11 protein-coding genes are annotated in these 13,043 nt (G+C 32.9%); 6 read left to right on the forward strand and 5 right to left on the reverse strand.

Annotated features, from left to right (window positions below; genetic code table 11):
* The first annotated feature begins 68 nt into the window (after positions 1 to 68).
* From ACNRYB_RS19520 to ACNRYB_RS19530, 3 genes are read left to right on the forward strand one after another with little or no spacing between them, the layout of a single operon-like run.
* The gene (locus ACNRYB_RS19520) at positions 69 to 2,888 is read left to right on the forward strand and encodes an AsmA family protein (protein ID WP_473728419.1); all 2,820 of its coding nucleotides are present in this window, start codon (positions 69 to 71) and stop codon (positions 2,886 to 2,888) included.
* 2 nt (positions 2,889 to 2,890) lie between these two features.
* A complete protein-coding gene (locus ACNRYB_RS19525) occupies positions 2,891 to 3,406 on the forward strand; it encodes a low affinity iron permease family protein (protein WP_473728420.1) in 516 nt (171 codons plus the stop codon).
* Positions 3,403 to 4,602 (forward strand): NAD(P)/FAD-dependent oxidoreductase, encoded by a 1,200-nt coding sequence (locus tag ACNRYB_RS19530; RefSeq protein ID WP_473728421.1) that lies wholly within the window; start codon positions 3,403 to 3,405, stop codon positions 4,600 to 4,602. Before ACNRYB_RS19525 ends, ACNRYB_RS19530 begins: the two co-directional genes overlap by 4 nt.
* Before the next feature lie 77 nt (positions 4,603 to 4,679).
* Here the strand turns inward: ACNRYB_RS19530 and ACNRYB_RS19535 are convergent, their stop codons facing one another.
* Positions 4,680 to 5,633 carry a bifunctional helix-turn-helix transcriptional regulator/GNAT family N-acetyltransferase gene (locus ACNRYB_RS19535; RefSeq protein WP_473728422.1) on the reverse strand — a complete coding sequence of 318 codons (954 nt, stop codon included), beginning with the start codon at positions 5,631 to 5,633 and terminating at the stop codon, positions 4,680 to 4,682.
* A 229-nt stretch (positions 5,634 to 5,862) separates the two neighbouring features.
* Positions 5,863 to 6,888 carry a helix-turn-helix domain-containing protein gene (locus ACNRYB_RS19540; protein ID WP_473728423.1) on the reverse strand — a complete coding sequence of 342 codons (1,026 nt, stop codon included), beginning with the start codon at positions 6,886 to 6,888 and terminating at the stop codon, positions 5,863 to 5,865.
* A gap of 171 nt (positions 6,889 to 7,059) precedes the next feature.
* Here ACNRYB_RS19540 and ACNRYB_RS19545 point away from each other — a divergent pair, with 171 nt between their 5' ends.
* Together ACNRYB_RS19545 and ACNRYB_RS19550 are read left to right on the forward strand one after the other, a co-directional pair.
* On the forward strand, positions 7,060 to 7,545 hold the full coding sequence (locus tag ACNRYB_RS19545) for a DNA-deoxyinosine glycosylase (protein ID WP_473728424.1): 486 nt from the start codon (positions 7,060 to 7,062) through the stop codon (positions 7,543 to 7,545).
* Between the two features lie 301 nt (positions 7,546 to 7,846).
* Entirely contained in the window at positions 7,847 to 8,281 is a 435-nt protein-coding gene (locus ACNRYB_RS19550) for a DUF6526 family protein (protein WP_129747722.1), read from the forward strand.
* Between the two features lie 100 nt (positions 8,282 to 8,381).
* Here the strand turns inward: ACNRYB_RS19550 and ACNRYB_RS19555 are convergent, their stop codons facing one another.
* The 3 genes from ACNRYB_RS19555 to ACNRYB_RS19565 form a co-directional block, all read right to left on the reverse strand.
* A complete protein-coding gene (locus tag ACNRYB_RS19555; protein ID WP_473728425.1) occupies positions 8,382 to 9,545 on the reverse strand; it encodes a hypothetical protein in 1,164 nt (387 codons plus the stop codon).
* Between the two features lie 220 nt (positions 9,546 to 9,765).
* The gene (locus ACNRYB_RS19560; RefSeq protein ID WP_473728426.1) at positions 9,766 to 11,187 is read right to left on the reverse strand and encodes an MATE family efflux transporter; all 1,422 of its coding nucleotides are present in this window, start codon (positions 11,185 to 11,187) and stop codon (positions 9,766 to 9,768) included.
* 60 nt (positions 11,188 to 11,247) lie between these two features.
* Positions 11,248 to 11,724 (reverse strand): MarR family winged helix-turn-helix transcriptional regulator, encoded by a 477-nt coding sequence (locus tag ACNRYB_RS19565; RefSeq protein ID WP_129747719.1) that lies wholly within the window; start codon positions 11,722 to 11,724, stop codon positions 11,248 to 11,250.
* A 174-nt stretch (positions 11,725 to 11,898) separates the two neighbouring features.
* Between ACNRYB_RS19565 and ACNRYB_RS19570 the strand changes: the two genes are divergently transcribed.
* Positions 11,899 to 12,810: a hypothetical protein gene (locus ACNRYB_RS19570; protein ID WP_129747718.1), complete on the forward strand. Its 912-nt coding sequence runs from the start codon at positions 11,899 to 11,901 to the stop codon at positions 12,808 to 12,810.
* Positions 12,811 to 13,043: the final 233 nt, after the last annotated feature.

Below are 13,043 nucleotides of genomic sequence, written 5' to 3' on the forward strand. Positions count from 1 at the left end.
ATTCCAATTCTCATTTTAAGTCTTCCTGAGTGTATGTTTCATAATTCATAACTCATAATTAAAATTACATGCCAAGTTCAATAAAACATACCGCCTTAAAAGTTTTAAAAATTACTGGAATTACGATTGCGGTGATTTTGTTTTTGCTGTTTATTATTCCGTTGCTTTTTCCTGGAAAAATTGCTTCGGAAGTGAAGAAAATTGCGAACGAACGTCTGGATACCAAATTGGAATTTACCAAATCTAAGCTTTCATTTTTTACACATTTCCCTTCATTGACTGTTGCTCTTGATGATTTGTCTCTAACGGGTTCTAAACCATTTAGCAATGATACATTATTAAAGGCGGATCAAGTTGCTTTTGGAATTGATATCAAAAGACTGCTTTTTGACAATGAAGTAAAAATCAATAAACTTTATGTTTCTGATGCTTTAATAAATGTAATGGTCAACGAAAAAGGCCAAGCCAATTATAATATTTATGTTGCCCCAGAAGACAGAAATAAAAAAGAAGATCCGAATGCTCCAGAAGAAGGAACGGCTATCCGACTAGAACGCATTGATTTACAAAACTGTCATGTAAAATATAACGACCGTTCCGCAAAGATTTTGGTTGACGCAAAAGGTTTTAATTACATCGGAAAAGGAAATTTGAGTGAAGATATTTTTGACCTTGCAACCGATGCCAAAATTGATAATCTAGATTTCTTTTATGATCGAACAGGTTATTTGAGAAGAAAAAAAGTGAGTGCCGATTTAATTACCCGAATCAATACGCATGCGCTTACCTTTATTCTTCAAAAAAATGAACTTCATATCAATAAATTGCCTTTAAAATTTACTGGTTTATTTTCCATTTTAAGAGACGGATATAAAATCAATATAAAAGCGGCATCGGAAAATACAACCGTAAAAGATTTACTTTCTGTAATGCCTCCCGAATATTTAACGTGGCTTGAAAAAACAGAAATTTCAGGAAGAAGTGATTTGCTTCTTAGTTTTAAAGGAAATTACAATGTTCAGAAAAAACAAAAGCCAAACTTGGCTTTTAATTTAAAAATCAACGAAGGCTCGGTAAATTATAAAAATGCTCCCGTTCCTTTAACCGATTTCCAAATGGATTTGAATGCCTTGCTTCCGTCTTTGGATACCGAACAATTGATGGTTAATCTGAGAACATTGAAATTTAAAGTTGGCGAAAAAGATTATTTTAATGCTTATCTGCACAGCAAAGGTTTAAGCGAAATGTCGATAAATGCCAGTATAAAGGGCGCATTAGACCTTGCTGTAGTAGATGCTGCTTTAGGATTGGAAAATATTGATCTGAAAGGAATATTAAAAACCGATATTAAGGCGCGAGGAGTTTTTAGCACTTCAAAAAAACTATTTCCTAAAACTATTGGCGGCATTTCTTTGCGAGACGGTTGGCTTAAAACAAAGTATTATCCAAATCCAATTACCAATATCACTTTTATAGCCAATATGCTGAATAAAGCTGGAACGTATCAAGATTTAATTGTAGCCGTAGCTCCTTTTTCTTTTGATTTTGAGGGAAATCCGGTTTATGTCAACGCTACATTATCCGATTTCAGTGATTTAGCTTATAATGCCAAAATTAAAGGCGAACTGAATGTAGGCAGAATCTATCAGGTTTTTTCGCAAAAAGGTTTGGATTTAACAGGTTACGCCAAAGCTGATCTTTCATTAAAAGGAAAACAAAGTTATGCTACAACGGGACAGTATGATAAACTCGATAATAAAGGAACATTACTGCTAAAAAACATAAAAGCAACATCCGAATTGTTTCCGAAAGCATTCTTTATCAAACAGGGAAATTTCCGTTTTCAGAACGAAAAAATGTGGTTTGAAAAATTCAATGCTTCGTATGGGAAATCAGATTTTGATATTAATGGTTATCTGCTCAACACTATTAATTATTTCTTAGAATCTAAGGGAACTTTGAGCGGTAATTTCAACTTAAAATCAAAACTGATTAATATAGACGAATTTATGGCACTTGAAGAAGGTGAAAATAAAGATCGAAATATAGAAGTTGAATATGCCAAAGAAGATCATCCGAAAATGAGCGGTGTCGTTATTATTCCGAAAAATCTAAATGTCAGTTTAAATGCCAATGCCGATAAAATAGAATTCAACAAATTGGTTTTTAACAAATTAAACGGAAAAATAGGAATAAAAAAAGAAGGATTTTACTTAGAAAATATTACCTTTAGTATTATTGACTGCATTTTAGGAATTAATGGACTGTACAGAGACGAAACTCCAACCTCTGCACATTTTGATGCTCATTTTACAGCAAAAGACTTTGATGTACAGCGAGCCTATAAAGAAATTCCGATGTTTCATGATATGGTCACAGCTGCTGAGAAAGCACACGGAATAATCTCTGTTGATTACAAAGTTAAAGGAGATTTGAACGGAAATATGGGCCCAATTTATGAATCGATGCAAGGCGGCGGCACGATTAATTTACGTGATGTAAAAATAAAAGGACTGAAACTTTTTGACGGAATTAGTTCTAAAACAGGACAAAGCGGTTTGAATAATCCTGATATGAAAAGAATTGAAATTAAATCGACTATAGATAAAAACCTTATAAATATTGAGCCATTTACCTTTAGTGTTGCCAGTTTCAGGCCAACGATAAAAGGAACTACAAGCTTTGACGGACTTTTGGATCTAAGAATGCGTTTAGGTCTTCCGCTTTTCGGAATCATTGGTTTTCCAATTGTCATTACTGGAACGCATGAAGCTCCAAAAATTAAAATATTCAGCAAAACAGGTCAAGAAATTAACCCTGCTGTTTATGATGAAAAAAACAATAAAGTTATTCGAAAAGAAAAAGTCAGTAAACCCAAAACCAAATAGAAATGAATTCAAAATCTCAACATAAAAGTAACGCATTCGAAAAATTTGCTACAAAAGTTTCAAAGGCCGCTGGAAGCACTCCAGCTTTTATAGGTGCATTTACTCTCGTTGTTGCTTGGGCAGCTTCGGGACCAATTTTCGATTATTCCGAAACTTGGCAATTGGTCATTAATACGGGCACAACCATTATTACCTTTTTGATGGTTTTCCTAATTCAAAAAGCCCAAAACAAGGATTCGCTTGCCATTCAGTTAAAACTAAACGAACTCGTAGCATCAAACGATCTGTCAAGCAATAGTCTTGTTGATATTGAAAATATGACTGAAGACGAAATGATTATTATTCAGAAATACTATCACCATTTAAGCCAATTGGCCAAAAAAGATCGCGGCATAAGAACTTCTCATTCAATTGCTGAAGCAAACGAACTCCATAATCGAAAAAAAGAAAAAAATATAAAACCAGATAACACCAAAAAAACTACCAAAAGCACCTCTAAAAAAATAACCAAAAAATGAAATTAAGCTCTACTGAAACCTATTGGCCTTTAAAAAATGCCATAAAACAAAGTTATCCTTCAATAGATTCCGATATTACTACCGACATTTTAATAATTGGCGGCGGTATTACAGGAGCTTTAATCGCTTATAAATTATTAAATGAAGGAAAAAAAATTGTTCTTGTTGACCGTCGTGATGTCTGTGGGGGAAGCACCTCAGGAAGCACTGCTTTACTGCAATATGAGATTGACGTTCCTTTGCATCAGCTCATCAAACTTCGAGGCACCAGATGTGCTGTAGACAGTTACCAAAATGGGAAAAAAGCCATTTTTGACCTCCGAAATATTATTGACGAAATAGGCAGTGACTGCGGTTTCGAATTTAAAAAAAGCGTTTATTTCACCATTTTAAAAAAAGATGTCCCTTATTTAAAAAATGAGTATAAAGCCAGAAAACAGCATGGCTTTGAAATCAGCTGGCTTGGCAGGTCAGAATTGCAAAAAATGGGACTGAATGCCATTGCAGGAATAGAATCTAAAACTGCAGCAGTTATGGATCCTTTTAAACTTGCGAGCGACCTTTTGTTTCATTGCCATGAAAAAGGTATGCAGATTTTTGATCGAACCAATATCGCTACAATTCAGCATCAGAAAGGTAAAATTATTGCCACAACCGATTCTAAACACGTTATTACAGCCGATCACATTATACATTGTACAGGTTACGAAAGTACAGAAACACTAAAAGAAAAAGTAGTCGATTTAAAAAGCACTTATGTGATTGCATCAGAAAGCCACTCCGATCTTCCTGAAAACTTCAAAAATACAATCTTTTGGGATACAGGATCGCCTTATCATTATATTAGAACAACAGATGATAATCGTATTATAATGGGCGGCGGAGACGAAGATTTTAAAGATACCACTAAACGTGATAAATTGCTTCCTAAAAAAGAACAATATCTTTTAAAACAGTTTTACAAACGATTTCCTGATCTCGATTTTAAAATTGATTATTCCTGGGCAGGTACTTTTGGAGAAACTAAAGATGGTCTTCCCTACTTCGGAAAACCAAATCCAAGAAAAAATGAACACTATATTCTGGGGTTTGGAGGAAATGGAATAACCTTCAGCGTATTAGGAATGGATTCTATCTTAGATTCCCTTTACAACAAAAAAAATACAGATTTGGATTATTATCGATTTGGACGTTAGAAAGATGCTAAGATACTGAGGTTCTAAGATACTGAGAAAAAAAACTTAGAACCTCAGTATCTTAGAACCTTAGCAACTTAACGAAGCACCAACTCCATCTGAATATTACATCTCTTATAAGGCGTTTCAAGTCCAAAAACTTTTTCGAAACCTAATTTGTAATATAGATTTATGGCTGGTTTTAAGATTGTATTGCTTTCTAAATATATTTTCTTGGCACCGAGTTCTTTTGCTTTTTCAGCAATTGCTTTTCCTAAAAGCCATCCTATACTTTTTCCTTGTGCTTTGGGCGAAACAGCCATTTTTGCCATTTCAAAATCATACTCAGAATTATTCATTTTAATCAACGCACAAACTCCAACAGCTTCGTTTTCATAAAGAGCCACAAGAATTTTTCCTCCTTTTTTTAAAATATAATCTTCAGGATTGTCCAGCGCTTTATAATCAGCCTCTTCCATTTCGAAATAAGTTGAAATCCACTCTACATTCAGCGCCCTAAAAGCTTCCTGATATTCTGGTTTGTAATCTACTATTTTTACGTCTTTACTTTCTCTTTTTTTCTTTTGTTCCCTCACTCTATCAATCAAGGATTTTTGCTCCAGCAAAAATTCCCATTCTTCCAATGCTGCCCACAAATTATGTTTGCTTTCTGCAATGATTTCTTCAATTGCAACATCAATATCTTCTAGTTGCTGTTTGATTTTCTTAGAAATCAAAACACCTTTTTCAGTCAGAAGAACATTACTTTTACGTTTATCATCTGTTTTCGCACTTTCCTCAATTAATCCTGCCATAATCATTTCTTGAATAATTTTACTAACAGAAGGCTGTGAATGTCCTATTTCATTAGCAATTTCGGTAATTGTAATTTCACGTTCCTCAGCCAAAGTATAAAATACAGGAAACCATTTCGGGACAAAATCAACTCCATACAATTCATATATTTTTGCAGCATCATCCGTTACTGTAGCTGTCATTAAACGTAAACGGCTTCCAAGCGCCGATTTTCCAACTTTATCAAAAAATTCCATAACAATAATTAATTATATAACTAGTTATACAAATGTATAGTTTTTTTAGATACTAAGAAACTAAGGTTCTAAGATTCTAAGTTTTTTTTGAAAACTATAGAATCTTAGAACCTTATTGTGTATATAATGTGCTTTAGAGCTAGCGACTTTATTTTTTGAGATTTTGATACATTCAGTATAAGAAAAAGCTTAGAATCTTAGCATCTTAGAACCTTAGAAACTTCGGCCGTTAGGCCGTAATAGCTAGAGAATTCAAATTAAATTTATATTCTTTTGGACTGCAGTTGAATTTTTGTTTGAATATTTTAGAGAAATAACTTCTGCTGGTGAAACCAATGCAGTATACAATTTCTGAAATATTTAGATCAGAAGTTCTGATTAGGATTTCTGCTTTAAGTACTCTCATGTGAGTAATATAATCATTGACAGTACGGTTGTGAATCATTTTAAATCCTTCCTGAAGTTTGCTTGGAGAAAGACCCGATTTTTTGCTTAAAGATTTTATTGAAAAAGCTTCTTCTGGATTTGATTTTATAAATTCAGAAAGTTCTTTTACTTCTTCAAGTTCTCTTAAGGTCAATCCGTTTGACTCGTTTGCAAAAGCATGCAAATCGTCTGAATGCTGCTGAATTTCCATTGCCAGAATAATTCTCATGATTCCTTCTTTCAACAGATTTCTAACAATTCCTCTTTGCGTAATCGAATTAAGCTGTTCGATCTTCTCTGCAATCTGTAAATTATAAGAGCCTATATAAAAGAAATCTGTGGTTTGGCTATTTTCAAAAAAGGTATCTTTTACTTGTTGGTTCAGAGAGTTTATCTGATTTTCTGCATCAATTTGTGTTCCTACAATAATTAATGTGAGTTTTGTTTTCTTGCCTTTTTCGAACAACAAAACATTGTCCTGATTTTGCTTAGATGTTACAATTGCCGTCTGAAATGTTTTTAATTTTCGTTCTTCGCCATCCAATCCAAAACTATGCGAAAGATTTCCTTTAGAACAATAAGCAAAATAAACTGGTGATGATTTTACATTTAGAATATCCAGTCTGACATCTGTCGAAAATGTCATATCAAACTGAACATACGAAATGTTATCGTTAAAAGAAGCTCCAATTATAGAACCTTCTGCAAAACTATTTTCTACTTCGAGTGTATATTCATCTATGTCAAATGTCACTTTTCCGCCAAAACTAGTTTGAAGTTCATCAAATATATTTTGAGTTTTTTCTGTATTTATAGTAACAATTTTCATGGTTCGCCGGATTTAAAATTATAATTTGCCAAACAGATTATTTCCTAGAATCTGAAAGTCAAAGTTCGCTTAAAGACAGACCAAAAATGTTATATAATTTTTCAGTTTTGTTTTATAATTCCTTATTAATGTTTATTTTAACCTATATATCAATTCATTAAAGAAAGAAATATGAAAAGCTTTTCGTTTGCTCCTATTAGTTCTCCAACTTCTAAAATTCTGATTTTAGGTACGATGCCTGGAACAAAATCTTTAGAACTCAATCAATATTATGGCCACAATCAGAATAACTTTTGGAAATTTATGTTTCAAATTTTGGGAGAAGACTTTTCTAAAGATTATGAAATACGAAAAAGCTTATTAATAAAAAACGACATTGCTCTTTGGGATGTCTTACAATTTTGCGAACGCGTTGGAAGCTTGGACAGCGCCATAAAAAATGAAATTGCAAATGATTTTGAAAATTTCCTAGAAACACATACTCAAATAGAAAGCATTATTTTTAATGGACAAAAAGCAGCGGCGTTTTTTAAAAAATATGTTCATTTAACAAAAGAATATAAAACATTTACACTCCCGTCAACAAGTCCAGCCAATGCTAGCAAGGCTTTGCAAGATAAATTGAATGAATGGAGTATTATTAAAACCCTATTATAAGAGCACAAATTTTATGTAATTAAAATGCAAATATTGAAATCATGTAACTTTTTCCGTTTAAAGTATAACAAAAAACAACTGCTCTCGATCTAATTTTACATCAAAGAAAAATAAGCCATATTGACGGTTTGATTAATGAAATGAAAAAGGCTTTATTCTTATTAAAATTTACAAAGCAAACTGTAAAAAGTTTAGTCTATAAAGAGAACATTGGTTATGTTAGTTTATTTTTGGGAAAAAGCTACTCTATAGAAATATAGAGTAGTTTTGTTTTTATAGGCTGTCATCTAAAGTTGAAAACATGAAAATTCAGACATATTATAATCATATACGGTTTTATACCCCACACCATTTTATATATTATCCTGTTTTAATTTTATTCCTAATTGCTAGCATTTATTTAGGAATTACAACAGAAGATCATTTAATATGGGCATTTATCAGTGTTGCTTTTATATTTCTATTTGTACTGGCTTATATGCTTCGCCAGCACTATGCGTTAACATTGCAAAATAGGATTGTTCGTTTAGAAATGCGTTACCGTTATTTTACTTTAACAGGTAAAAGATTCGAAGAATTTGAATACAAACTTACAGATGACCAGATATTTGCATTGCGCTTTGCACCAGACGATGAATTGATTCCGCTTGTAGAAGATGTTCTAAAAAACAACTTAACCGGCGATGCAATCAAAAAAGCAATCGTACACTGGAAAGCAGATTATCATAGAGTTTAAAATGGTAATTACAATGACAAAATTCAATAACAATATCAATTTTTAATTTTTAGTTTTTTTAATTAATTATTGATTTTTGCCATTGTCATTGATATTTACATTAATTTTTCTTTCTATTAAAAACAAGGTAAAACAGAAATAGTACAATCCAAACCGCAACAATTACAGCAAAATAAATCGCAATAATGTTCGGATGCAGATAATTAGGTTCGTAAAACAACTTATTTAAAGTCTTAAATTTTTCTGCTAAAGCTTTTCTATCAAAAGTATTTCTAATTCCGTTAAGAGGTTCGTCACGGTTATCCTTGTAACGATAGACATCTTGAGTTAATTGTTTTGGAACTAAACTCGTTTCTATATTGTATTTTCTAAAAAGCGTATCCAATCTTTGGAAAGTATAGGTTAGCGAATCCTTCTTAGAATTGTACAGCAATTTATAACGATCTACAGCTACTTGATAGATTTGTTTATTTATAGAATCACCTTGAACGGGATTAAACAAAGACTTGTTTTCTAGAAAAATACAAATATTGCTATCATGTTCTGGATGCACTTGAACGCTCTTAAAAACAATTTCTGTGCTATCGCCTACAACCGTTTTTGAGATAACTCTTTTGTATAATTCCTCTTTGTCAAAACCAAGAATATTAAAAATACTATCTGCTTTATTTGTTGTTTTATCAAAAGTGCTTGTCAGCGCCTTTAATGTATCAATACTATAATAACTAGTTTCTGTGATAGGATATTCGCCAGGCGAAATAGTATCTTCTTGCTTAATTACAGGATAAGGTTTTGGATATAAAATGTTCTCGTAATTGAATAATTTCTCAGAACTATAAGAAGTGTATCCATACAAAAACGGATTTAAAACATTCAAGAGTTTTTTGTCATTATTAAAATCATTTTCAGACAATTCTGTTTTCAGTTTAGCGTTCATTCCGAAACTGTAACTAACAAAAAACGAAAAAGTCAAAAATGAGATCAGCAGCAAACAAATGGCAACTTTAAAAAGATTCCCGCCTTTATAGCTTTCTCTCGAATGATTGCGAATCAGAAAAATCAAAAAAATGAGTAAAAACAATCCGCTTACGAAAAAATGAGAAATCGAAACGTCATCATAAAATTTAAAACGGTAAAATTCGGTATAGATATTAATATTCTTAAGCCCCTTAAAAGTAAAATAACCATATAAAAAGTAAGCTAGGTGAATTAAGGCTAATACAATAATAGATTTTATGAAATAACGCTTTAGATTTTTTGTCATTTTTAAAGGTGCTAAGATTCTGAGATGCTAAGATACTAAGGTTTTAATATACTTAAAATTTATTTTGTCTTTCATAAAAATACATTTAGAAAATTAAAATTACGCACATTGTTCATCTAATATTTAAAATATCAGCAATCTGCCAATCTTTCGTTAGATGCACTGCAGTGCATCTCTACAAAAAAACTCAGAACCTTAGCATCTTAGAATCTCAGAACCTTTATTTAGAAATATCAAATCCTTCCTTCACAATTTCGCTTTCAACCTTATCAATCAATTTATTGGTTTTACCGGTTAATCTTTCTTTCTTCCAATCGCCTTTAGCATATATGACAACTGTAATTAAAGCCGTTACAACAGAAGCAATCGGAAAAGCCCACCAGATTCCAATTTTTCCTAAAGAAGTATTGTGAGACAAAATATAAGCCAGCGGAAACTGTATTACCCATTGCGAAACCAAAGTTAGAATCATTGGCAATTTGGTATTTCCAACAGCGCGAAACACTCCTGTCAAGCAAAGTTGTAAACCAAGAAATCCCCAAGAAAGACAAGTGATTCTTAGCAATTCTGTTCCGCCTTCAATAACTGCTTGATCATTCGGAACGAAAAAAGCAATTAAATATGGGGCAAAAATAAAAGCAATAATTCCGAGACCAGTCAATAATCCGAAACCTAAATAGGCTCCTAATTTTGATATTTCAGCGGCACGCGTAACATTTCCTGCTCCAATATTTTGTCCGACAAGAGTAGCAATCGCCATGGACAAACCTAAAGCCGGAATTAAAATCAGCTGAATCAAATTGGAACCTGCACCATAAGAAGCCACTGTCAATGTACCGAAACGAACAATCAGAAACGTAATTGCCATCATACCCAAAGCACGCATAGACTGCTCGATTGAAGAGGGAAAACCAATTTCGAAAGCTCTTTTAATGTGTTTGTAATCAGGTTTAAAATCGGCAATACGAAGATGGATTCCGTGTTTTCCTCTAAATAGAATCGCAAATCCGATTATAATTGCCAAAAGCTGTGTAGATAAAGTGGCCAAAGCAGCGCCTTTTACGCCCAAAGCCGGAATAAAATTCCATCCGTAAATAAATAACGGATCGAGTGCAAAATTCAAAATAACAGTTCCTAAAACAATATAAACTGGCAATGTTACACGCCCAACACCACGCATAATCGATTGGAAAATCATAAATCCGAAACTAAAAACCAAACCGACAAAAGCGACACGCATAAATCCTAACGCATCAACATAAACTGTAGGTTCTACCTTTAGCAGATATAAAAAATAGGGACTCAAAATATATCCAATAATCGACAAGAAAACAGAAACTATAATCACCATCGACAAAGTCTGCGCCGCAACGTGATTGACCATTTTCTGATTTCCCGCACCAAAGTATTGTGCAATTAAAATAGAACCCGCAATCGCCAGTCCCGTTCCTAAAGCTATGGTTAAAAATATCACGGGCGTACTTATAGAAACTGCCGCAACAGCGTCTCCGCCCAAACGTCCTACCCAAAAAGCATCTACCAACTGATATGCGGCTTGCAGTAAATTAGCAATCATAATTGGGACCGCCAATTTTAATAATGAAGAAAGGATTGGCCCTTCTAACAATTCATTTTTTTTCATTTATCAAAAATAACTATTTAAAAATAAGTTGATATGTCAACTTTTTAAGATTAAAAAAAATTAAAGCGTTTCAAGCTTATCTGCATACGATCTTACAGCATTTAGCGCTTCTATTCTTTCTTTTGGAGAGAAAACGGACATTACCTCCTCTTCCGCTCTTTTCATCAGAGAACGAATATTCTTAGCCAATGCAGTTCCTTCATCTGTAAGACTCACAATGTTTTTACGCTTATCCATTTTGTCTTTTACCACCTCAACAAGATTCTTTTTTTCTAATGCCGAAATGCTTCTTAAAATAGAAGATTTGTCGCGCATTGTTTTGTCTGACAATTCTCTCTGCGAAAGACTTTTGTGGTGCAGAATCATCAGCAACGGCAATTGTTCCAGCTGTAATGTAATTCCTGCTTCATTCATTAACGCATTTGCACGTCTAAAAATTGCTCGTTTGATACGATGAATCTGAAAGAAGAAACTATCTGATATTTCTTCTTTCCAAAAATTTGAAAAACTGTCTTTATCGGTATGTTTAATTTCCATAACGCAAAATTACAAAAAAGAGTGATATGTCAACTATTTTTCAAACAAATTCTTATTTTACTGATAACCAGTTTATTCATAAAAATAATTCCACATTAAAATCAAAAATGAACGATTATTTTTACTAACTTTAAATGTTAAATATTACCTAATAAAAACTTAAAAACTATTCTGATGAAACAATTATTTATTTTTTTGGTAATGATGCTCCTTTGGATTCCTCTAAACGCTCAAACTCTTGCTCAAAACAGTAATGATGAAGGCTTAACAACTGTAAAAACCGAAACCGATGATTATCAAGATAATAGTGTAGATGATCTGCCCTGGCACAATAGACGTTTTAAAGTTACTGCTGGCGGTTTTTTTCCCGTAAACAACACTCAAGTTAAAGTTGAAGGTAATAACGGAAATATAGGAACTGAAATTGATCTTGAAAGTGATTTGGGATTTTCTAAATCAACTGCATCTTTTTTGGGAACGTTTGATTGGCGTATATCCAAAAGATCGCGACTAGGTTTTGAGTATTTTGTGTTAGACCGAACTGCAACAAAAACATTACAAAGAGATATTAATTTCGGAGACCATACTTATCCTGTAGACGGAAGCGTTCGAGGTACGTTTAATGTACAAATTGCTAGAATTGCTTATGGCTACGCCATTCTGTCTAAACCTAAATATCAAGCTGGTTTACTAATTGGGGCGCATGTCCTTTTTGCAGATTTAGGCCTAAAATTAAATGCTAATACACAAAGTGTAGAATATCGTGATACTTTTAACTTTACGGCTCCACTGCCAGATATTGGAATTTGGGGAGAATTTGTTCTTGGAAAACGCTGGGGTTTATATGCCAACGTAAATTATCTAGCAGTAAAAATTAATGATACAGATGGCCGAATTATAAGCTACAATTTGGCGGTTTTATACAATGTTGTCCAAAACTTTAGTCTTACCGCAGGTTATACTGGATTAAACTTTAGAATAGACACTATTCAGGATAGATTAAACGGTTTCTTAAAATGGGGCTATAACGGACCAACAATAACTGCAGTGTACACTTTTGGAAAGCATGTTAAAGTTACGAAATAAGGTTCTGAGGTATTAAGATACTGAGGTTCTAAGTTTTTTTTAACCGCAAAGTTCGCAAAGGTTTAAAATAAAACCTTTGCGAACTTTGCGAAAAATCCTAGCGCTCTTTGCGGTAAAATTATACTCAAAGTTACTCAAACCTGAAATTTTAAACTTTAAACTTTAAACAAATAAAAAAAACAAACCCGACAACTCTCCAGCTATCGGGTTTATTACCAAACTTAAACTTACTT

Source organism: Flavobacterium sp. CR10, from assembly GCF_055814415.1.